Raw genomic sequence first — 22,246 nt, forward strand, 5'->3', positions numbered from 1 at the left:
GTTTACAAAACAAACGTTTTTCAGAACTTCCTACTGCTGAAACGTGTCATTTTTCGTCTATTTTTTGCTCAACATTTTAAATCCCTTACTCTTTTTGCTATTTTTTTGTTACCGATAACAGTCACATACACTGTTTTTGTCATATATATAGTTTATTTATTTAATAAAACCAATATACTCAGACAATATATGTATTTTATTTGAAATAAAATACATGTTTTTAATTTTCTGACGCAAAACAAGTTTTTACACTAATGCGAAATGTTATGCTACGGATATTGACTCTAATGGTTAGCAAATTAACAGTTTTCTAACTGAATAAAATAGAGTGAATTTATTCAGCTAAAATTATCAATATCATTTTCTATTAGGAGGTTTAATTAAGCTGATTCAATTTTGACCTGATTTACAAATTCCGTTCTATATCTGTTAAGAGGGAAATCAAGTGAGTATAGCTATTATGATTGGTACACACGGTGTGGCGGCAGAGCAGCTTCTACGAACCACCGAAATGTTGATAGGCGAGCAAGAAAATGTCTCGTTTATTGACTTTGTACCAGGGGAAAACGCAGACACCCTATTTGATAAGTACACAGCAAAACTAGCTGATTTAGATACCTCCCAGGGGGTAATATTTTTAGTTGATACATGGGGAGGTAGTCCCTTTAACGCAGCTAGCCGTATCGTAAACGAGCATGAAAACTATGAAATAGTCACTGGCGTTAATGTGCCTATGTTAGTTGAAACTTTTATGTGTCGTGACGATAACCCTTCAATAGACGAATTAATCTCCGTTGCTTTAGAAACAGGCCGTGGTGGTATTCGGGCACTGAAATTTAAAGAGCCAGAAGCCGCTGCTACTCCATCCCCCGTTCAACAACCTGCTCCAGTACAAACAGTCACTGCTGGCCCTGGCGAACATATGGTGATTGCACTTGCGCGTATTGATGACCGATTAATCCATGGTCAAGTAGCTACACGCTGGACAAAAGAAACTCGCGTTAAACGCATTATTGTCGTCAGCGATGAGGTGGCAAAAGATCAGGTACGTTCAACATTACTAAAACAAGTTGCTCCTCCTGGCGTAACAGCACATGTCGTTGATATTGCTAAGTGTATTCGTGTTTATAACAACCCAAAATACGCAGGCGAACGCGTCATGTTATTGTTCACAAACCCAACGGATGTACAACGTTTGGTTGAAGCTGGTGTTGATATCACCTCTGTCAATATCGGTGGTATGGCGTTCCATGAAGGAAAAACTCAAGTTACGAATGCGGTTTCTATCAACCAAAAAGATATTGAAGCGTTCAACTATCTGAATGATAAAAATATTGAATTAGAAGTACGAAAAGTCGCTTCTGACAGCAAAGTTCAGATGATGGATTTGATTAAAAAATTTAAAAATTAGTCTTAGTTAAACCGTTAATATTATTTAATTTTAACCATTACTCGAAAACAGATTTACCAAACTTGTTTGGTTACAGGAGATTAAACAATGGAACTCACCGTTGTTCAAATAGTACTGGTTTTCATCGTGGCCTGTATCGCTGGTATGGGTTCTATTCTCGATGAATTCCAGTTCCATCGCCCACTCGTTGCCTGTACGCTTGTCGGTATCGTTTTGGGAGATATGAAAACCGGTATCATCATCGGTGGTACGCTGGAAATGATCGCATTAGGTTGGATGAACATTGGGGCTGCTGTCGCACCTGATGCCGCACTTGCATCAATTATTTCAACCATTCTGGTCATTGCTGGTGGACAAAATATCGGGGCTGGTATCGCCATCGCAATTCCACTGGCGGCGGCTGGACAAGTCCTTACCATTATTGTGCGTACCGTTACCGTTGCATTCCAACATGCTGCTGACCGTGCTGCCGTCAGTGGTAATTTAACCGCTATCAGTTGGATCCATGTTTCTGCATTATTACTTCAAGCAATGCGTATTGCGATCCCAGCGCTTATCGTTGCAGTTTCTGTTGGTACCTCTGAGGTAAGAGAACTACTGGATTCAATTCCACAGGTCGTTACTGATGGTCTGAACATTGCTGGTGGTATGATCGTTGTTGTCGGTTATGCAATGGTTATCAATATGATGCGTGCAGGCTATCTAATGCCATTCTTCTACTTAGGCTTTGTTACTGCGGCATTTACCGAATTTAACCTTGTTGCGCTGGGTGTGATCGGTGCGGTTATGGCTATCCTGTATATCCAACTCAGCCCGAAATACAATAAATCTCAAGTTGTTGTCGCACAAAATAATAGCAACAACAACCTTGATAATGAATTAGACTAGGAGGAGCGCAACCATGGTAGATACAACAAATCCAACAGCGAAAAAGCTTACACAAAGCGATATTCGCGGCGTCTTCTTGCGTTCTAACTTGTTACAAGGTTCTTGGAACTTTGAACGTATGCAAGCGCTGGGCTTCTGTTATTCAATGGTTCCGGTGATCCGTCGCCTGTATCCTGAAAATAACGATGAGCGTAAACAAGCAATCAAACGCCATCTTGAGTTCTTTAACACCCACCCTTACGTTGCTGCGCCTGTTTTAGGTGTCACCATGGCGATGGAAGAGCAACGTGCGAATGGTGCAGATATTGATGATGGTGCCATCAACGGTATTAAGGTGGGTTTAATGGGACCTCTTGCCGGGGTTGGTGACCCAATCTTCTGGGGTACTGTTCGTCCTGTATTTGCAGCCCTAGGCGCCGGTATTGCAATGACTGGTAACCTACTCGGCCCAATCCTCTTCTTTGTTCTATTCAACCTTGTTCGCCTATTAACGCTCTACTATGGCGTTGCGTATGGCTATAAAAAAGGGGTTGATATTGTTCAAGATATCGGTGGCGGATTCTTACAAAAACTGACTGAAGGTGCATCAATACTGGGGCTATTTGTTATGGGTGCCTTGGTGAATAAATGGACCAAGGTCAACATTCCCGTCGTTGTTTCCAATATTGAGAACCCAACAACAAAAGTTATGGAAATCAAAACCATTCAAGATATTTTGAATGATTTGATGCCTGGTTTAGTTCCATTATTACTAACTTTTGCATGTATGTGGCTACTTCGCCGTAAAGTTAACCCACTGTGGATCATCATTGGCTTCTTTGGCCTTGGTATCTTAGGTGCTTGGTTGAAGTTCTTAGCACCATAATTTGCTGTAATAAACTGAAATGGGAGGTTGCAGCCTCCCATTTTTACTTTTAAGCTCTCTAGCACGTTTACTTAGCCAAGGGCACTGAAAATGACCTTAAATGATTTCATACTAGCCATTATTATTTTACTGATGCTGCTGTATGCAATTTACGATGAGTTTATTCAACATTTACTTAAGGGAAAAACCCTACTCAAAATTAACCTCAGACGTAAACATCGTGTCGATGCAATTATCTTTATTGTCTTAATCTGTATCGTTATTTATACCAATATTTCACGACACGGTAGTATGTTAACCACTTATTTATTAATGGTTACAATTTTAATGTCAGTCTATTTGGCTTTTATTCGAGCACCAAAGCTATTTTTTAAACAAACAGGTTTTTATTTTGCAAACACATTTATATTGTACGACAGAATAAAAACAATGAATTTATCAGAAGACGGAATTCTAATTATCGGATTAGAGCATAAGAAAATCCACATTCAAGTTTCTCAACTTGATGATTTACAAAGAATATATGAATTTTTCATTAATCATAAATAATGGTTATATATATTCACATTAAGATTGAGGTTAATAACAAATTTAATTAACCTCAATTTTTTTATTTCTGCAAATGAAAATTATTCTCAATAAATTTTAATATCCACATAAAATTAAGTGTTGCCTTTCAATTAATTTATGATATCTTTCGAACCACGTCATTGGGGAGTAGCCTGTTCTGGAAATATATCCAGAATGTCCGTATCAACATACTCGTTTGTTTTTTAAACGTGGTGCGGACGCCATCTTGGTTGGCAAGACCATAGACACATGAATAAGCCTTTTGGTTGGGGGTAATTCATGTGTATATGGATGCACCCAACCGAGGTTTATATTATGAGCTTTTACGCTACGCTTATTTTAGCACTCGCCCTTTCCATGGACGCATTTGCTGTCGCTATCTGTAAAGGTGCTGTTCTGCACAAACCCCGCTTTAAAGAGATCCTCCGCACTGGTTTTATTTTCGGTATTATTGAAGCACTCACCCCAATTATAGGCTGGGGAATTGGTATTCTCGCAAGCCAATATGTTATTCGTTGGGATCATTGGATTGCTTTTGGCCTGCTCTTCATTCTTGGCTCTCGTATGATTTGGCAAGGTATTAAAGCCAAAAGCGATGATGACTGCTGCACACCGCCTTCACGCAACAGCTCTCTTAGCTTAGTACTTTCTGCTATTGCCACTAGTCTTGATGCAATGGCTATCGGACTTGGTCTTGCATTTTTACAAGTTGATATTGTGCATACCGCAATGACAATTGGCCTCATGACCATGATCATGGCCACGGTAGGTATGATGATTGGTCGTTATGTGGGGCCACTATTAGGAAAAAAAGCAGAAATTATCGGTGGGATAGTATTAATCGCTATTGGCTTTAATATCCTCTTCGAACATCTCGAAGTATTTATGTACAGCGCATAATTTATACCCCCCTACTGAACTGGTAGGGGGAGTAATCTCATTTTGTTAATCAATAAGTTGATACACCCGTATCAGAAAATCAGCCGTATAATCTTTTGGTTCTGACTGTTGTAATGTATTTTTAACATCCACAGAAGCTCGCCATGCAAAAGGGGTCATTTGTAATAATGCAAATGCTTCATCCCCTGTTAAGTGCATTGAGTACTTTAAATTGGTTTCATCCACTAATTTAAATTGCGGCAAGGCTTCTTCTTTAATTGGATGTAATTTAACCTCACTATAAATCAACTGTTTCAATTCCTGTAAGTGTTCAGGAGCCGGTGTTACAGTAATCAGTATTCCCGAACGTTGCAGAACTCTAGCTAATTCTTCCGCTTTGCAAGGTGCATAAATACGAACAATTGCATCAATACTTTGTTCAGGGAAAGGCAAACGGTGACTAGAGGCAACACAAAAATTGACTGATGGATAGCGTTTTGCTGCATAACGAATAGCGGCTTTTGATACATCTAACCCAAAAACAGCTTTAATTGCCCGCTGTTTTATTAAGCTTTGCATAAAATAGTCAGTGTAATACCCTTCTCCACAACCAATATCTAATACATTTTCACTCTGCTCAGAAAGGTATTGCGCTAATTTCTCAGTCACACATTGACGCATTGGATCATAATGACCTGCATTTAAAAATTGCCGCCGAGACTGCATCATTTCGGCACTGTCACCAGGATCCTTAGAACGCTTATGTTGTACTGGCAGTAAGTTCACATAACCTTCTTTTGCACGATCAAATTGATGGTTATTGGAACACTGCCAACTATTATTATTCAACTTTAAAGGACTAAAACACAGGGGGCATTGATAGCTCATAACAGGTATATCTTAATAAATAAAAAGCAGTATACCATATAGATTCAGCGCCACGGGCTGTATATTTCCCATGGCACTGAGACTGGATTGACATTAGTGGTGGCTCATTAACCTTTAGTAGAGTCTGGAGTCTTTTTCTTTACTGGTTGATTATGAGCTTTGCTGTTGCTCGATGAATGCGATTGGCTACTTTGCTGTGTTTTCACCGTAGGCGATGTTTTCCCCTCTTTTGCTGTACCTGCAGCGAGTGCCGAACCCGAAATGGCTAATGACAATACCGTCGCAATTGCTAATAACTTTTTCATTCTAAATACCTTCAAATTTATGTATACAAGGATGTTCTTGCGATATCAATAAATCATATTTTTTAAATACACTACAATAGGAAAAACTTAAAGATTTATAAATTTTTTATAGGTTATTTATGAGGTAATATTTATGCGATTTGTTGATGTTCTATTTACTTTATTAACAATGAGTCTAATGATAGAAAATTCCTTTTAGTGATAACTTTATTTTCTTTACCTATTCATTTTTATTAAAAAATAACATCAATTACTCATTGATTTATTTATCCAACAAAAACAATAAGATAACAAAAGGCGAGACACTCATAAAAACCAATTGAATTTATTTATTGAGTAATATCATGATAAAGAAGCCATTTTACCGCTTCAAAGTAAATATAAAAAACCACATAACACAAATTACAACATTTTAAATTATCCGATAGGCAAAAAATCAAAAAAAAATCGTCATCTATTGGCTGTGAAATATCAATGAAAGCTCAACAAGGAGTCAATCTATTTTTTATTTTCCAAATTAACTCTTTTTACATATAAAAACGATCGCTTGTTTTAATTGAGCGATCGTTTCATATTTATTAAGTATATTATTTGTTTAGATAGTTATTAATTGCATTAAAAACTAATGAGGCTTCTAACGGCTGCCCATCTTCTGCTGGATGAGCAACTGGCCATGTGGACCACTGAACAATGACTAGCTGCTCTTTTGGATTGACCACAATAATTTGCCCAAAAATTCCCAATGCCCACAATGTATTGTTCCCATCTAGGCCCTCTTTAGGTTGTGCATTTTGCATTTTTTGCGGAACGCTATTGTTCCACCATTCAAAGCCATAGATCCCTTCTGGGTAACTTGGATTCACCGAGTTTTTCGCTTGTACCCAGCTTTTAGACTCATTCACCCAATTATCCGGTAATGATTTGTGACCATCTGGCAAGACTCCATTCCCTGCAAAAAATAGCCCAAACTTACCCCAATCCTCTAACGTGGCATTAAAACCATGTGCCCCTGTATTATGTTTATTTAATTCATAGCTTTGCCATACCCCGTCGCTCGTCATACCAAAAGGTTGCCATATCTTATTTTCGAGATATTGTGCTATCGATACACCCGTTGCTTTTTCAAGTGTATCCCCTAATAACCACGCACCGCCTGAATTGTATTGCCACACTTCCCCAGCTTTTGCATAGGATTTTCGTTTAGGATTGATAACTAACTGTTGCACACACTCATAGATTTTCGGGTTTGCTTCACACTCGGTCATTTTGGCAAAATCTGAGTTTAGGTTTTCATAATCTTCCCCCCACTCAACCCCAGAGGTGTGTTGTAACAACTGCCTTATTGTCACATCTTCCCAAGCGGTTCCTTTAACACTTGGATTGTATTTAACGATGGCATCGTCTAATGAGGCTATTTTACCTTCCTGTAGTGCTATCCCAACTAGAGTTGAAACAACTGATTTTCCGACCGAGCGCGAGGTCCATAACGTTTTTGGCGTGTTTCCTTTACCATAATATTCAAAGACGACTTTTCCCTGTTTTATCACCATTAACGCGGTAACATCATTACGCTTAATATAGTCATCAAGGTTATATGTCATCCCTTTCAATTGGTAAGTGACATCAACTAAGTTTTGAATTTCTCTTTCTAGCGGTTTGGGATTAATTGCATGGAATACATCTCCGGGGTAAGAGCGGTAATCATTACGAAAACCAAGCAATCGTTCATTTTGATCCCATGTCAGCATGTCTTTAACATTTGGGTAGTGACTATCAACAGGCTGAGGGCATTGCGATAAAGCAGGCACATGACATTCGTTGTCAGTTTGATTTGCATAACCATAGAGCGATGTAAAGAATAAAGCCGAGAATAAACATACATTTACTTTGTATTTTTTCATAGGGTGACCTTTTATAATAATAACAACTAGCTCTTTTTATTGTCATTAATATCTTAGCGTTGGATTTTATTATCGCTATCGACCAAAAAGACGAAGGGATACGGCTCTTTTATGGGATTACTTTTAATCTTCAGCAGTACTTTGGTGATTAAGTTGTTTATTAATCTGATTTCTGATTTGATAACACAGAAATTTATTATGTAACTGGGGGCTTAATGGAAATTAGACTCGCTGTACCATCTGAAGCCGAACAACTTTGGTTTATCAGAAATAACGCGATTCGTCACTCTTGTAAACAAAGCTTTAGCCATAGTGTGATTATGGCGTGGACGCCAGGCAAAATGCCAGAAAGCTATCGAACTATGGTGGAAGAAAATCCATTTTTTGTGGTTGTTAATGAGCTTAATATTCCAATCGCCACAGGTTTCTTAAACCTTAAACAGCACAGTGTTGATGCTATTTTTACTTTACCTGAATATTCAGGTTTAGGCGCAGCCCGTTTAATTATGGACAGGATCAAACAAGAAGCTAAATTCCGTCATATCAAACAACTCACTTTAGAATCGACACCTAATGCCGAACGGTTTTATCAAAAGCAAGGGTTTATTTCTCAAAACAAAGGCCAATATTATTCTGCATTAGCTCAAAGCTATCTTCCTTGTATTAATATGACCTTATCGCTTTAGCAACCTATTTCAGCCGTTTAATGATGACTAAACGGCTTTATAATTTAAAAATCAGCAAATTCAGGAATGGCTTTTCTTCCATGTGATTCAAGAAAATCCAATACCCTGCGGGGAGTGACATTTAAGATCTGCTCTTGGGGAAAATCAATCGCGGTTAACATCTCAACCACTTTATCAAAATTACCTAAATATCCCGCATAATGTGAATCAGAGCCCAATGAAACCCAGCCACCCGCTTCTTTCACTGCTTTAGCTATTGCCAGACAATTTGATTCACTGCCAACGCGAGAATGCAAAAATGATGAGTTATTCATTTCCAATGCGACATTACACTCTTTTGCTGCTTGAGCAACCGCACGAATATCAATCGGGTATTTAGGGTTCCCCGGATGCGTAATAATGTGTACTTTGCCGCTTTGAATTGTGGCAATCATCGCTTCTGTATTATCTGCCTGACTTTGTGGTGCAAGAACTGGTTCATGAAAGCCCGCTAAGATAATATCTAATTGCCTGTTCATTTTTTCATTACAGTCGATTTCACCTTGCTTATTTTTAATATTCGCTTCAATACCGTAGAGCAAACCAACGCCATTCACAATACGTGGCAAAATAGGCATATTGGCAAAATGCCACTGATGTGGAGCATCGTCCATTTCAGGGCCATGATCTGTAATGGCAAACAGTTTTATCCCTCTACGTGCTGCCTCGGAAAAATACTCATTAACCGTGCTATAGGCATGTGTGCTGGCAATAGTATGCGCATGCAAATCAACTTGATACATATGCTACCCTTCTAATTCTATTGTGTGCCTTCCGACACTATCAAATAATCAAATGATCATTCAAGCTAACATATCAAGATGTTATTACGATAGCGATGCCATAACTCATATTTTAATGGATACGCCAATATCAGCAGTGACACGCCTAAATGACAAATAAAAAGAGCGAATATCTACTCGCTCTCTTTTCCTACTATAATGCTATCTTTAATCAACAAGAATACGTTTGTTGGTCGCTCCCCAAAGAATTGACATTTCAGTAAATAATGCTCCACTGATATCTTCAACCTCTTCGGCAGTGATTTCACCATTACCTTGTTTACCAAAGAAAACAACTTCATCTCCGGGTTGGACTTGCTTTAAGTCAGTCACATCGACCATCACGGTATTCATTGATGTTTTTCCTAATACAGGCACCGTCTGCCCATTAATTAATGCGTGCCCCGCATTGCTGAATACTCGGCGGTAGCCGTCAGCATAACCGACAGGAATATTAGCCAATACAGAGTCACGTTTTAGCGTATAGGTTCTGTCATAACCGACCGTGTTTCCTTTAGGGTAATGATTCACCGAGGCAATATTCGATTTTAATGTCATGACACGCTTATAGTCTTTCGTTGCTACCGTGTCACCATAGAAAATACCGCCAACACGCACCATATCAAGCCATGACTCAGGTACAGTGATGGTTGCATAGGTATTCGCCACATGCAAAATGACATCTTCACGCTTCAATCCAGTTACATCAAGGACTTGTTGTGACTGCTTTTTAAACTTCGCTAAATCTTTGCGGATTTGAGCCTCATCTTCTTCAGGATAATGCGACATGATGCCAACAACTTTTAGCTGAGGTAATTGAGCAATCATTTTTGCGTCATTGAGGCCTTGCGCATGACTCACTTCTAGCCCATTACGTGACATTCCCGCTGAATTCAACGCTAAATGGATTGGTATTACTTTATTTTGCTTTTTACCAATATCATTTAAACGCTGTGCCATATCGAGATTACCGATAAGCTCTTCAACGTCATAGGCTGTTGCTTGTGCCATTTCTTGTTCAGTGGCATTACGCACTCTCATCAAACGGCCTTTGAAACCTAACTCTCTGACTTGTTTAAATTCTTGATTATTTGTTAAGCCAATACATTGCACATTATTTTCAATCATCAGAGGCGTTACCAGCGTCAAATCATGACCATACGCATCCCCTTTCAATACAGCACAAAGCGATGACTTATCCCCCAGCAACGCCTGCACTTTTTTAATATTGAAATCGAGTGCACTACGAGAAATTTCTATCCAAGAATTATTCACAATAATGGGTTGGACTTGTGCGTCAGGGATCGCTTTGGTGTTGGTGTTTGCAGGTTGCTGGCAAGCTGTTGCGACCAATAGAGGAAGTAAAGCAAGATATCTCAACCGAAATGACATCTTTTATATCCTTAGTAATCAATGAAATAGATTCTCCAATAAATTATTTTTATAATTATGGAGAGTGAAAATATACATTTGATGCATATAGGATAGAAATAATATCAAGTTGAATATTTTGAACAAGCAATTAATGCAGTAAAAGTGAATAATTAATTATTTTGATTAAGGGTGAATAATAACCAAGCCATTCAACAAAACAAACATAACCATTTGATAAATTTACATTAAAAAAGGTTTTCCTATCGGCATTAGCTAAAAGTACGTTTCTATGACGCGCATACAAACCCGATTAATCATGCTATTTATCAACGTTATTTAGCCCATCATGGAAGTAACGTATTTAGTCACTTCCATAAAGCGAGCTTTACATCTAGTTATTTTGACGAATTGACAATATTAGTTAACTTTGTCAACATCCAAATAAGATTGTCTAATAATGTCAAATTCGCATTAGCCTATATGGAGCGTGGATGTGCCAATAAAGATGCACCAAGAAGAAATTAATCAACGACAAACGCATATTTTACAATCTGCTCGTTGGTGCTTCTTAAATTTTGGATTTAAAAAAACCTCACTTGAGGATATTGCGAACAGAGCCCATCTTTCTCGTACACTGTTATACAAACATTTTAAAGATAAAGAGCAAATTTTCATCAACGTATTTGTTGAATGGTTGGTATCAAGGCAACCTAGCGCCAAAAAAGTGGCTCACTCACAACGCTCCTCACAAGAGCGTTTAATGCAAGTTAGCCAATTACTGATCCTCGAACCTTGGGCTGACAGGATAGGCGCACCGATGGGTGCAGAATTTTATGATATCTGTGAGCAGCTTGCCCCTAGTATTGTGCAGCAGCACCAGCAATTTATCCTGCAATGTGTTGCAGTCATTTTACAAGATGAGATGGCAGCAAAGGTCTTTTTATTGGCATTAAATGGCCAACTTGCAGATAACCCAACCACCACCGAATTATTTCAACGCACAAAAATACTCGTTGACTGTTTTACAGCTCCCGTTTCGATTTGTTAAAAAATCAGTCAATCACCATCATGTAGTAAGTTGTTTTCCATATTGAAATTAAGAGCGCGGGGCTTTTTTAGTGCTCATATATTAAGGAGAATTACATGAAAAAGAACCTATTCGGTGCCACCTCCACCGCTGATGACGTTTTAAATAACATCGATTTAAGTCATAAACGTATTCTCGTTACAGGAACTTCTTCTGGTCTTGGCGTTGAAATTGCTAGAGCATTAACCGCACGTGGCGCTCATGTTATTGGTACCGTTCGCCATACTGCTAAAAGTGAAAAGCAAGCTCACGCTATTCGTGGCGCTAACCCACAAGGCAGTTTCGAGCTCGTTGAATTAGATCTTTCATCGCTTGCCTCTGTACGCACATGCTCTGACAAACTACTCGCAGCCGGAAAACCAATTGATATTATCATTAATAACGCTGGTGTGATGGCGACACCATTTGGTCATACTGCCGATGGTTTTGAAACTCAGTTTGGTATTAACCACTTAGGTCATTTTGTACTTGTTAATCGCCTAATACCTTTATTAAATTCAGGCGCTCGTGTTATTAGCGTTTCCTCAGCAGGACACCGTTTATTCGATTTTGATATTAACGATCTTAATTTCTCCTATACTGACTATCAGCCACAACTTGCCTATAGTCGTTCAAAGACTGCCAACATTTTATTTGCTGTTGAATTTGACCGCCGTTATCGCAACCTGGGTATTCGCGCTTGCGCTATTCACCCCGGTAATATTGCTACTAACTTGAGCCGCAATATGTCAGCTGAAGATCAAGCCGAAATTGGCACCATGATCAATTCACTTAACCAGCAAGCCGGTTTATCCAGTTTAGAAACTAAAACAATCCCACAAGGTGCAGCAACCACCGTATGGGCTGCTGCCGTCGCTGATGCGGATGAAATTGGTGGTCAATATTGCGAAGATTGCCAAGTTGCACAAGTTAATGATGGACCGGGTTTTTTCGGTCTTCGCACTTATGCTATCGACCCACAACTCGCCAAAGCATTATGGCTAAAAAGCGAACAAATGGTTGGTGAAGCATTTCCTCAGAATAGTTCACTGCCGATAACTTAATTACCCCTTTGCACGGTAAAAGTTATCTAGTCCATCCGCCCCTTTTCAATTAAGGGGCTTTCAAGCATGTTTGCCTTTACGCGGTTTATCAACAACAAATAAACTAATCTTTATAAAGTTCCATTTTAGTTACTTTAAATGAGTATTTTTATGCTAAAGTTCTTTTTTGGTTACACTACCAGCAACCTTTACTTAATAAAAATAAAGTACCATAATAGTTACATTATCGGTTATTTTTGCATTTAAAGTCACCAAATAGGGTCTTTATATGAATAATAAAATAAGTGCTATTGCACTTGCAGAGCAACTTGGAGAACGATTAAAACAGGCTCGCTTGAATCAAAACCTAACACAATCTGAGGTCGCAGAATTTGCTGGTGTCGCACGTAAAACAGTTATCAATGCTGAGAAAGGTAAAGCGCAACTAGAAATTTTTATCGCTATCATGCAGGCTTTAAATTTAACGGAGCAACTTGATTTATTTTTACCTGCACAACCTATTTCACCTATACAACTAGCTAAATTACAAGGAAAAAAGCGCCAAAGAGCATCTGGTCAGCGACAAGAGAATGAAGAAGAGCACATTGAATGGTAATGGAAGTTATCATAATCAAACCATCGGTGCACTCAGTTTTGATACAGAGAGAAAGATTGGTGCTTTTGAATACGAACCCAGTTTTCTCAAAAAAGGGATTGAACTATCCCCTTTAAAAATGCCTTTGTCTTCAACAATATTTCGCTTCCCAGAATTAGACTTTAACACCTTTAAAGGCTTTTCTGGTTTAATCGCAGACTCCCTACCCGATGACTTCGGTAATGCAGTCATCGATGAAACGATTGAACATGTCTCGAAATGGCCAACGTTAGCAAAGGAATGGGATGTGCCAAAGTCATTAATCGACGAGGTAAACGCGAATTTAAGGTTGAACATTTAATAAGGCGGCAATCACTTTCCGACCATTCGATTAATACTTCTTCACGCGTAAAAACCATCTATCCATACTCTCTCTCTTAGCTAACGCTTTGTATTTTATCGCCTCTTTAATGATGCTTAGCCTTGTTCTTAATCACCTAATAAAAAATTCAATCTTCAATTATCTTACGCCTAGTAAATTGACATTACGACATCATGATGTCATGATTAGCGAATGAAAATTGAACAAGAACACACACCACTTTATGCTCAAGTCCAAGCGGCTTTAGCAGCTGACATCTCTACCGGTATTTTACCCCCCGGTAGTCAGCTCCCATCCGAAGAACAATTGGTCGAAAGGTTCAATGTCAGCCGCACGACTATCCGTAAGGCTATTGAAAACCTAGTTTCTCGTGGGCAAGTCGAAATCCGAAGAGGCAAAGGCACTTTCGTCACAGAGCCTAAAATCACACAAGAGTTGACCGAATTGACAGGCTTTGTTGAAGATATGTTGGCTCTAGGCCGTACACCAACGGCTCGTTTGCTCGGAACACAGGTCGTGCCCGCTAAAGCTGATGTCGCTAAGCAGCTTTCAGTTTCAACAGGCAGCTTGGTGATGCAAATTAAACGCGTCCGTCTAGCCGATGGTGTCGCAATGTCTTTTGATGAGACGTACCTACCACAGGAGATTGGTGAAAAAATCACTACGCATAACCTTGATGTTGAGCCAATTTTTTCTCTACTGGAAGATAAATATCACTTACCACTGACCGAAGCAGAATATCGACTTGAAGCGGTTACCGCTTCTGCTGAAGTCGCACAGGCTCTCAATATTCAGCCGGGGGGTGCTGTCTTTATGATTGAACGTACATCCTATACTCATGGGCATCGCCCTATTGATTACGAAAAACTCTATTACCGTGGCGATCTAATTCGTTTTGTGACTCGCTTGGTTCGACGTCCACGTGACCGTTCATGATAGGGAAATTAAGTCATGGGATCTTTATGGCTAGTTTTAGCTGCGTTTAGCGCAAGCGCCCTTGGCGGTGTATTAGGTATGGCAAGTGGTATCTTTATTGTACCCATCCTGATATTCATCTTTGGTATTGATATTCATATTGCGATCGGAGCAAGTCTTATTTCTGTGATTGCTTGCTCATGTGTGAGTGCTGCTCCCTTTCTTAAAAGACGCCTTGCAAATGTAAGATTGGCCATCGTTCTTGAAACGGCTACAACGATTGGAGCATTAACGGGTGTGTTTCTTATCGGAATAATTTCAACGCCAGTGTTATATGGGCTATTCGCTATTATTCTTGGGCTTTCTGCTAAACAAATGTTGACTCGAAGGCATCAAACACATCATGTCACCTCTCCACCTACAAGCTGGGCAAGTCGATTACAATTACACGCCAGCTACCCTGACCGTGTCGGAAAAGAAGTCAGTTATCAAATAGGGCATTTACCACTCGGTATGTTACTTATGTACGGTGCAGGTTTACTTTCCGCACTACTCGGTATTGGTTCTGGTGTTCTTAAAATTCCTGCGATGGATTCTGCTTTACGACTCCCTCTTAAAGTTTCTTCTGCCACATCAAACTTTATGATCGGTGTTACTGCGACTGCCAGTGCCTGCGCTTATTTTGTTCGTGGTGATATCGATATTGATATTGCGGGGCCTATCACTTTAGGCTCGGTTATTGGTGCGCTCATTGGCGCGCGCTTACTGATGTGGTTACCAGCGGAAAAATTGCGGATCTTTTTCGTCATCATTCTCGCACTATTGGCAGTTCAAATGCTGTTAAGTGCTTTTGATATCCAACTTTTGGCTGAGTCTGTGTAGAATGAAGAAGCTCACAAGAAATATAGAAATACGAGATCAACTTATTGCGAATTTGCTCTGGTATGGTACATGGTTTGCGACAGTACTGATAGCCATCGGCGTTATTATCAATGCACTTGCTGCCTATTTCCCATTATCATTCGGCGGTTATCCCATCATAAAAATAGGTATTATTTTATTTATTTTTCTTCCTGTTGCTCGAGTCATACTCATGCTAGTGCTATTTTTACGTGAGCACGATTATCTCTACGCTACGATTGCTTGTTTTGTTCTATGTACAATAGCGGCAGGTGTATTTATTGAAATAGACCTCCCCTAGCCTGACGTGTTGTCTATTCTTCTTGGATCACAAAAGTTTATACGTCTGTTTTAGAGCCTTCTCTGTAGAAAATAAGGAACATTATTCACCAGATGGAAAAACTAGCCCAGATGGGAGTTTAGCGTACTTTAGCAATAACTAATCATAATCCTAAAGCAAATTCATTATATGTTTGATAAAAAGGAAACTCCCTATTCTGAATTTCAAAGAATAAAATGAAACGGTTCTATTTATATTTTTTGTTATTATTTTCAATATCATTACATGCCAATGAGCAATGCGATCTTATCGCTTCTATATATGGTGCTGAAGCCGGGTTTAATTACCAAACAATGGTAGTCAAAGACGGAAGTAGAGCTTATTTTTATTCTGCACCGGATAAGAATTGCCGATTAGCAACATTTATTATTTCAGGTGATCAAGTAGAAGTCTTCCGTGAAATTGGTGAAATAAAGGGTGTAGAGTATTTATATATTCGTTATCGAGATATAAATAATCAATTTGTCACAGGATGGGTACAAGCACAATTTTTTCAAAGTCTGAAAAGTAAAATCACAACCTCTAAAAAGTGTGCGAATATAAAAGAACAACAAATCGGTATTAGTTTTCCTGTAAAGAATAATCACTATCAAATTATCGGTAATAAAAAAGCGAATTTTTACTCAGCACCTGATGACTCATGCATCGTTGACGACGTATTTGTTATCCCTGGAGACCAAGTTTCAGGTCAAGAAGATGCTGAAGGTACATTTATTCTTGTTAATTATTATACATCAACGGGTGAAATTGTTAGAGGATGGATAAAAAAAGAGCGGTTATGGCAGTTAAATCATGGTGACAGTTATCGCAATGATATTAATCCATCCAGCCTTGATTTAGCGATTAGAGTTGTTTCGCTCTGGATGAATGTAGAATATTCCTGCCACTTTTATGAAGGTATAAATGATAATAATAGGTTTCGTTTATTAGTACGTGAAGATCACCAGTCGTCGCACTGTCGAGGAGGAGGTGGTGATCCAGCAACCACTCCCGTTGTTGCTTTTTTTGATATTGATAAAATAACAGGTGAAGTCGACTTTGATGGTCTAAACAATGAACTATAAGAATATAGGCGATATATTAAGGCTAAGAGTTTTTTTGACTACGTAGATAATTAAAGCATTATTCGCTAAATTTTCTAAGTAACTAAGCTCAATTGGATTCTTAATTTTAATACTACCAATAGCTTGATCGCCCTTTTTAGCCATTATTATTTCTGATAGCGTCAAAATTATCGGTAATTATCAACGATTAAAGACTGTTAAAAACAAAAAAAGCAACAGTAAGTAACTGATGCCTTTGAATTTATCGACAACTAAAAACTGTTATCAACAATAGCTAAATTATTCCCACTCAATTATCAATGATAAGAATATTCATTAACATAACAGCTAGTTAGAAAGGTGGATTTTCTCAGTACCATCATCCATACCATACGCAGAATTTTTTTATTTTTTGCTACTTGTCGATATTTTAGTAGGCTTTAGACCAAGCAGAGGATTCTAAATAGCAGCGTCTAATATCGCTATACTTTTGCCAGTATATTTTCCCTCTAGGAAATGGGCTAACAGTTTTCATAAAGTCACGTACCTTTTGCAGCAGTTGCCTCATCGAACAGTACTGATGACTGCGGTTATCGTGTCATGTAACGCTTGCCAGAGCCATTCAACGTGAATCGCCCATGGTGAATAAACTGACTGATAAATCACCCTGAAATTTGGTTTTTCCTTCAGCTATCACTGTGTTTCCCTGCTTTTGTGGATAACGTAGTCGTCTATGGGAACGAGGTCACTCACTCCACAGAGCCTGACAATGCTGAGGATACAGACAGAGGCACAAAATTTATCAGGTGGCGTTCTGCAAAAAGTCATATGATAATCTTGAAGTGTCACAATCGGTTCTTGATGAATGGCTGGTTCACTATAATAATGAGCGAACCCATTAGGGGAAAATGTGCTGTGGCCGGACGCCGATGAAAACGTTACTTGATGGAAAGTACATCTGGGCTGAGAAAAACTTAATCCAGATGTAATCTGACAGATACCTTTATAAATAGCTGGTAATTGTCAGATCATGCCTAATCTAATACAACTTAACTGTGTAATAAGCAATACCGAGGATGGATATGAAACCAGAGAAATTTGCTGAAACTGCAATAGGATTTACCAAAAGCCCTCTTGGTATCATTGCACTTTTTATTGTTCTCGTTTATGGATTTGCCTCTTTCGTCGTTGGCTTTGGTAATAGCTTATCAGAGCATATAGCTCTCCTTATTTATTTCATGGTTTTCTTTCCTGTCATTGTGTTTCTTGGCTTTCTCTGGCTTGTTGCAAAACACCATAATAAGCTTTACGGTCCGTCAGATTTCAAAGATGAAAATAATTTTTTAAGAGCACAAATAGCTACAGCAGCATCATTGGCTGCCGCCGCAGCAAAACAGCCTGAAAATAGTGTAGAGGTCACTGAAAGCCAGCTGCAAAAAATCGTCAATGTTGTATCCAATGCAAAACGGCAGAATAAGCATGAAAAATGGCGAAATCGTATTTTATGGGTGGATGATCGACCAGAAAATAATGTTTACGAAAGACATGCATTTGAGGCACAGGGAATAGAGTTCGCTTTAGCTCTTTCAACTAACGAAGCCTTGGAATTGTTAAAAACAAATAAGTTTGCAGCTATTATTTCGGATATGGCTCGCAAAGAAGGAGCGCAAGAAGGTTATGTCTTATTAGAAAGATTACGCGCAATGGGAGACAAAACTCCTTTTATGATCTATGCGTCCTCAGATTTACCAGAGCACAAGAGAATGGCAAGAGAAAGAGGTGCAATTGGCTCCACTAATCGGGCAGAAGAACTCTTTCAAACTGTCATGGGTGCGATTACCAATGGCTCATAACAAAGCCATTAAATTCGCCCTCTACGGTTGCCGGACGCTTACAACGGCCAGTATCTCATTTGTCGATTAGATTGACCTCATCATGCCCTTGTAAGCACTTCCGGCTAGACTGTTTTGGAATACCGCCATTTTATTGGTAATAGCTTTTATTTTTAGGACATAGCCGATGTTATAGAATTACGGCCTTAAAAATAGAAGTCATATACTCAATAAAAAATGCCAGTCAATAAACTGACTGGCATTAAAGTTAGTTGGAAAGGCTTAATTTGCTATTTATAGCCAGCCCTACTCCCATTCGATCGTTGCTGGTGGCTTACCGCTGATATCATACACGACCCTTGAAATCCCATCGACCTCATTGATAATGCGGTTTGAAACACGGCCTAAGAAATCATATGGTAAATGAGCCCAGTGTGCGGTCATAAAGTCAATTGTCTCAACTGCACGTAAAGAAACAACCCAATCGTATTTACGACCATCACCCATCACACCAACAGAACGCACAGGCAGGAATACCGTAAATGCTTGGCTAACCTTGTGATAAAGCTCTGCTTTGTGTAGCTCTTCAATAAAGATAGCATCGGCACGACGCAGAAGATCACAATACTCTTTTTTCACTTCACCTAAAACACGTACGCCGAGGCCTGGACCAGGGAATGGGTGACGATATAGCATGTCGTATGGCAAGCCAAGTTCAAGACCAATTTTACGAACTTCATCTTTGAACAGCTCTTTCAATGGCTCAACTAGGCCTAACTTCATATCTTCTGGTAACCCACCGACGTTATGGTGAGATTTAATGACATGCGCTTTACCTGTCGCTGACGCCGCAGATTCAATAATATCTGGATAGATAGTACCTTGTGCCAACCATTTAACTTGCGTTTGTTTTGAAGCTTCTTCATCAAACACATCGATAAATACATGACCAATCGCTTTACGTTTTGCTTCTGGGTCGTGAATACCTGCTAATGCACTCAGGAAACGATCTTCTGCTTTCACATGGATAATGTTTAGGTCAAATTTACCTGCAAACATCTCCATCACTTGATCAGCTTCGTTTAAACGCAACAAGCCGTTATCAACAAATACACACGTGAGTCGTTTACCAATCGCACGGTTTAACAACAAAGCGGTTACAGAAGAATCGACACCGCCAGACAGTGCTAAAATCACATGATCATCGCCAATCTGCTCTTTGAGGCGTGCTACAGTATCATCAATAATCGCCGCTGGCGTCCACAGAGCTTCACATTGGCAAATATCCTGCACAAAGCGCTTCAGAATATTGAGGCCTTGGTAAGTGTGTGTTACTTCTGGGTGGAATTGAACACCATAGAATTTTTTCTCTTCATTTGCCATGATTGCAAATGGGCAGTTTGGTGTGCTTGCGATAGTTTTAAAATCCGCGGGGATCGCAGTCACTTTATCGCCATGGCTCATCCAGACATCCAGCACTGGCGTACCATTTTCGTTGAGTGAGTCTTGAATATCACGGAACAAATCGCATTGCTCAGTGATTTCAACTTTTGCGTAACCAAATTCACGCTCACCAGAAACCTCGACGGCACCACCAAGTTGCATTGACATGGTTTGCATGCCATAGCAGATACCTAAAACGGGTATACCTGCATTAAATACATACTCAGGAGCGCGTGGGCTATCATTTTCTGTGGTGCTTTCTGGGCCACCAGAAAGGATGATACCGTTTGGATTGAATTCACGGATTTGCTCTTCTGAAACGTCCCACGCCCAGAGTTCACAATAAACGCCAATTTCACGAACACGGCGAGCAATCAGTTGTGAGTACTGTGAGCCGAAATCAAGGATAAGAATGCGATGCTTATGGATATTTGTTGTCATTTGAGGAGAATTCCAAAAATTCAAGTCAAAAATAAAAAATTGGTAGCTCCGTAATTAACTACGGAGCTACCCTGAATCATTATCTGTTATTGTCCCAGACGGTAGTTCGGGGACTCTTTAGTGATGGTTACATCATGTACGTGGCTTTCTTGGATACCCGCACCACTAATACGGACAAACTCGGCTTTAGTACGAAGATCATCAATAGTACCACAACCTGTCAGCCCCATACAGGAACGTAATCCACCCATTTGTTGATGGATAATATCTTTTAGACGGCCTTTATAAGCAACGCGCCCTTCAATCCCTTCTGGAACTAATTTGTCAGCCGCATTATCAGACTGGAAGTAACGGTCTGAAGAGCCTTTAGACATTGCGCCTAATGAGCCCATACCACGATAGGCTTTATAGCTACGTCCTTGGAAAAGGATAGTTTCACCCGGAGATTCTTCTGTTCCTGCAAACATGGAGCCAACCATAACACAGGCTGCCCCTGCGGCAATCGCCTTAGAAATATCGCCAGAAAAACGAATACCGCCATCGGCAATGACAGGGATACCTGTTCCTTCTAATGCCTCGACAGCATCAGCAATTGCCGTAATTTGCGGTACACCGACCCCCGTCACAATGCGCGTAGTACAAATAGAACCAGGGCCGATACCCACTTTAACGGCACTCACACCCGCTTCCGCTAGTGCTTTTGCACCCTCAGCCGTTGCGACGTTACCACCGATAATCGGTAAGTCTGGGTATTTTTTGCGTGTTTCACGAATACGTTGCAATACACCTTCAGAGTGACCGTGTGAAGAGTCGATCAATAATACGTCGATTCCCGCAGCCACCAGCGCATCAACACGTTCTTCGTTGCCCGCGCCAGCACCAACTGCCGCACCAACACGCAGACGACCTTGTTCGTCTTTACAAGCATTTGGTTTACGTTCTGCTTTTTGGAAATCTTTAACTGTGATCATGCCTAACAGGTGGAAGTTATCATCGATCACTAGGGCTTTTTCAACGCGTTTTTCGTGCATTTTTTGCAGTACAACTTCGCGAGCTTCGCCCTCTTTTACCGTAACGAGACGCTCTTTCGGTGTCATTACCGCAGTGACAGGTTGATCCAAATCGGTAACAAAACGAACGTCACGACCTGTAATGATCCCCACGAGCGATTTATCCGCAGCCACAACAGGATAACCAGCAAAACCATTACGTTCTGCCATTTCTTGAACTTCACGGATCGTTGTCTCAGGGGTAACGGTAACCGGATCAGTTACAACCCCACTTTCATGTTTTTTCACGCGACGAACTTCTTCCGCTTGGCGCTCAATAGACATGTTTTTGTGGATAAAACCAAGGCCACCCTCTTGAGCCAGTGCAATCGCAAGATCAGATTCAGTCACTGTATCCATCGCTGCAGAAAGCATAGGAATATTCAGGCGGATAGTTGCAGTCAGTTGGGTTGATAGATCGGCCGTGTTTGGTAATACGGTTGAGTGTGCAGGAACGAGCAATACGTCGTCGAAAGTTAGAGCTTCTTTTTTTATGCGTAACATAGGCAATATCTCACCAGGCAGCGTTATGGAAAGGTATAAAATATTGCCGCGGCATTATACACACCGAAACCGATTGCCTCCAGTCCTTTTTTGAAAAAAAACTTG

The 22,246-nt window shown here is 39.8% G+C and carries 22 protein-coding genes, 2 pseudogenes and 1 riboswitch; of the genes and pseudogenes, 16 read left to right on the forward strand and 8 right to left on the reverse strand.

Annotation, left to right across the window (positions count from 1 at the left end; genetic code table 11):
- Positions 1-445: 445 nt before the first annotated feature.
- The 5 genes from manX (at position 446) to mntP (ending at position 4,634) form a co-directional block, all read left to right on the forward strand.
- Positions 446-1,411, forward strand: a complete 966-nt coding sequence (gene manX, locus PSE69_RS03535) for a PTS mannose transporter subunit IIAB (RefSeq protein WP_179078391.1) — start codon at positions 446-448, stop codon at positions 1,409-1,411.
- Positions 1,412-1,498: 87 nt separating this feature from the next.
- Positions 1,499-2,299 carry a PTS mannose/fructose/sorbose transporter subunit IIC gene (locus tag PSE69_RS03540; protein WP_004920443.1) on the forward strand — a complete coding sequence of 267 codons (801 nt, stop codon included), beginning with the start codon at positions 1,499-1,501 and terminating at the stop codon, positions 2,297-2,299.
- 13 nt (positions 2,300-2,312) lie between these two features.
- A complete protein-coding gene (locus PSE69_RS03545; protein ID WP_004920447.1) occupies positions 2,313-3,164 on the forward strand; it encodes a PTS mannose transporter subunit IID in 852 nt (283 codons plus the stop codon).
- A 90-nt stretch (positions 3,165-3,254) separates the two neighbouring features.
- Positions 3,255-3,713: a DUF986 family protein gene (locus PSE69_RS03550; protein ID WP_004920450.1), complete on the forward strand. Its 459-nt coding sequence runs from the start codon at positions 3,255-3,257 to the stop codon at positions 3,711-3,713.
- Positions 3,714-3,864: 151 nt separating this feature from the next.
- Positions 3,865-4,043: riboswitch (yybP-ykoY riboswitch) on the forward strand.
- A gap of 6 nt (positions 4,044-4,049) precedes the next feature.
- On the forward strand, positions 4,050-4,634 hold the full coding sequence (gene mntP, locus PSE69_RS03555) for a manganese efflux pump MntP (protein ID WP_014656091.1): 585 nt from the start codon (positions 4,050-4,052) through the stop codon (positions 4,632-4,634).
- Between the two features lie 45 nt (positions 4,635-4,679).
- On the opposite strand, the gene rlmA is transcribed toward mntP, so the two are convergent.
- The 3 genes from rlmA to PSE69_RS03570 form a co-directional block, all read right to left on the reverse strand.
- Positions 4,680-5,501, reverse strand: a complete 822-nt coding sequence (gene rlmA, locus PSE69_RS03560) for a 23S rRNA (guanine(745)-N(1))-methyltransferase (RefSeq protein ID WP_040133482.1) — start codon at positions 5,499-5,501, stop codon at positions 4,680-4,682.
- Between the two features lie 107 nt (positions 5,502-5,608).
- Entirely contained in the window at positions 5,609-5,806 is a 198-nt protein-coding gene (locus PSE69_RS03565; protein WP_004920458.1) for a hypothetical protein, read from the reverse strand.
- A 587-nt stretch (positions 5,807-6,393) separates the two neighbouring features.
- Positions 6,394-7,707 carry a serine hydrolase domain-containing protein gene (locus PSE69_RS03570; RefSeq protein WP_004920462.1) on the reverse strand — a complete coding sequence of 438 codons (1,314 nt, stop codon included), beginning with the start codon at positions 7,705-7,707 and terminating at the stop codon, positions 6,394-6,396.
- A 215-nt stretch (positions 7,708-7,922) separates the two neighbouring features.
- On the opposite strand from PSE69_RS03570, the gene PSE69_RS03575 reads away from it, so the two are divergent.
- Positions 7,923-8,393 carry a GNAT family N-acetyltransferase gene (locus tag PSE69_RS03575; RefSeq protein ID WP_076914040.1) on the forward strand — a complete coding sequence of 157 codons (471 nt, stop codon included), beginning with the start codon at positions 7,923-7,925 and terminating at the stop codon, positions 8,391-8,393.
- Positions 8,394-8,437: 44 nt separating this feature from the next.
- On the opposite strand, the gene PSE69_RS03580 is transcribed toward PSE69_RS03575, so the two are convergent.
- Both PSE69_RS03580 and alr read right to left on the reverse strand, forming a co-directional pair.
- The gene (locus PSE69_RS03580; protein WP_036940444.1) at positions 8,438-9,175 is read right to left on the reverse strand and encodes a phosphatase; all 738 of its coding nucleotides are present in this window, start codon (positions 9,173-9,175) and stop codon (positions 8,438-8,440) included.
- Positions 9,176-9,382: 207 nt separating this feature from the next.
- Positions 9,383-10,606: an alanine racemase gene (gene alr, locus PSE69_RS03585; RefSeq protein WP_004920471.1), complete on the reverse strand. Its 1,224-nt coding sequence runs from the start codon at positions 10,604-10,606 to the stop codon at positions 9,383-9,385.
- A gap of 475 nt (positions 10,607-11,081) precedes the next feature.
- Here alr and PSE69_RS03590 point away from each other — a divergent pair, with 475 nt between their 5' ends.
- From PSE69_RS03590 to PSE69_RS03625, 8 genes are all read left to right on the forward strand, one after another.
- Positions 11,082-11,636 carry a TetR/AcrR family transcriptional regulator gene (locus tag PSE69_RS03590; protein WP_223854793.1) on the forward strand — a complete coding sequence of 185 codons (555 nt, stop codon included), beginning with the start codon at positions 11,082-11,084 and terminating at the stop codon, positions 11,634-11,636.
- A gap of 95 nt (positions 11,637-11,731) precedes the next feature.
- Entirely contained in the window at positions 11,732-12,718 is a 987-nt protein-coding gene (locus PSE69_RS03595) for an SDR family NAD(P)-dependent oxidoreductase (RefSeq protein ID WP_060561057.1), read from the forward strand.
- Between the two features lie 268 nt (positions 12,719-12,986).
- Positions 12,987-13,313 (forward strand): helix-turn-helix transcriptional regulator, encoded by a 327-nt coding sequence (locus PSE69_RS03600; protein ID WP_004920481.1) that lies wholly within the window; start codon positions 12,987-12,989, stop codon positions 13,311-13,313.
- On the forward strand, positions 13,288-13,653 hold the full coding sequence (locus PSE69_RS03605; protein ID WP_076914042.1) for a HipA N-terminal domain-containing protein: 366 nt from the start codon (positions 13,288-13,290) through the stop codon (positions 13,651-13,653). The genes PSE69_RS03600 and PSE69_RS03605 overlap by 26 nt, the downstream gene beginning before the upstream one ends.
- Positions 13,654-13,866: 213 nt before the next feature.
- A complete protein-coding gene (locus PSE69_RS03610; protein ID WP_014656098.1) occupies positions 13,867-14,610 on the forward strand; it encodes a GntR family transcriptional regulator in 744 nt (247 codons plus the stop codon).
- Between the two features lie 15 nt (positions 14,611-14,625).
- Positions 14,626-15,471, forward strand: coding sequence for a sulfite exporter TauE/SafE family protein (locus PSE69_RS03615; RefSeq protein WP_061063999.1), 846 nt, complete (start codon positions 14,626-14,628; stop codon positions 15,469-15,471).
- Between the two features lies 1 nt (position 15,472).
- Complete coding sequence (locus PSE69_RS03620; protein WP_004920497.1) at positions 15,473-15,790, forward strand: DUF1634 domain-containing protein; 318 nt, start codon at positions 15,473-15,475, stop codon at positions 15,788-15,790.
- Positions 15,791-16,005: 215 nt separating this feature from the next.
- A complete protein-coding gene (locus tag PSE69_RS03625) occupies positions 16,006-16,893 on the forward strand; it encodes a hypothetical protein (protein ID WP_014656099.1) in 888 nt (295 codons plus the stop codon).
- Between the two features lie 409 nt (positions 16,894-17,302).
- On the opposite strand, the pseudogene PSE69_RS03630 reads toward PSE69_RS03625, so the two are convergent.
- Positions 17,303-17,607: pseudogene (locus PSE69_RS03630) on the reverse strand (hypothetical protein); the annotation flags it as partial.
- A 56-nt stretch (positions 17,608-17,663) separates the two neighbouring features.
- On the opposite strand from PSE69_RS03630, the pseudogene PSE69_RS03635 reads away from it, so the two are divergent.
- A pseudogene (locus PSE69_RS03635) lies at positions 17,664-17,861 on the forward strand (IS481 family transposase); the annotation flags it as partial.
- A gap of 93 nt (positions 17,862-17,954) precedes the next feature.
- Positions 17,955-18,725 (forward strand): response regulator, encoded by a 771-nt coding sequence (locus PSE69_RS03640; RefSeq protein WP_060561062.1) that lies wholly within the window; start codon positions 17,955-17,957, stop codon positions 18,723-18,725.
- 285 nt (positions 18,726-19,010) lie between these two features.
- On the opposite strand, the gene guaA is transcribed toward PSE69_RS03640, so the two are convergent.
- Positions 19,011-20,588: a glutamine-hydrolyzing GMP synthase gene (gene guaA / locus PSE69_RS03645; RefSeq protein WP_004920518.1), complete on the reverse strand. Its 1,578-nt coding sequence runs from the start codon at positions 20,586-20,588 to the stop codon at positions 19,011-19,013.
- A gap of 86 nt (positions 20,589-20,674) precedes the next feature.
- Entirely contained in the window at positions 20,675-22,141 is a 1,467-nt protein-coding gene (gene guaB / locus PSE69_RS03650; protein ID WP_004920523.1) for an IMP dehydrogenase, read from the reverse strand.
- Positions 22,142-22,246: the final 105 nt, after the last annotated feature.

Source organism: Providencia sp. PROV122 (genome assembly GCF_028482365.1).
Lineage (GTDB): Bacteria > Pseudomonadota > Gammaproteobacteria > Enterobacterales > Enterobacteriaceae > Providencia > Providencia stuartii.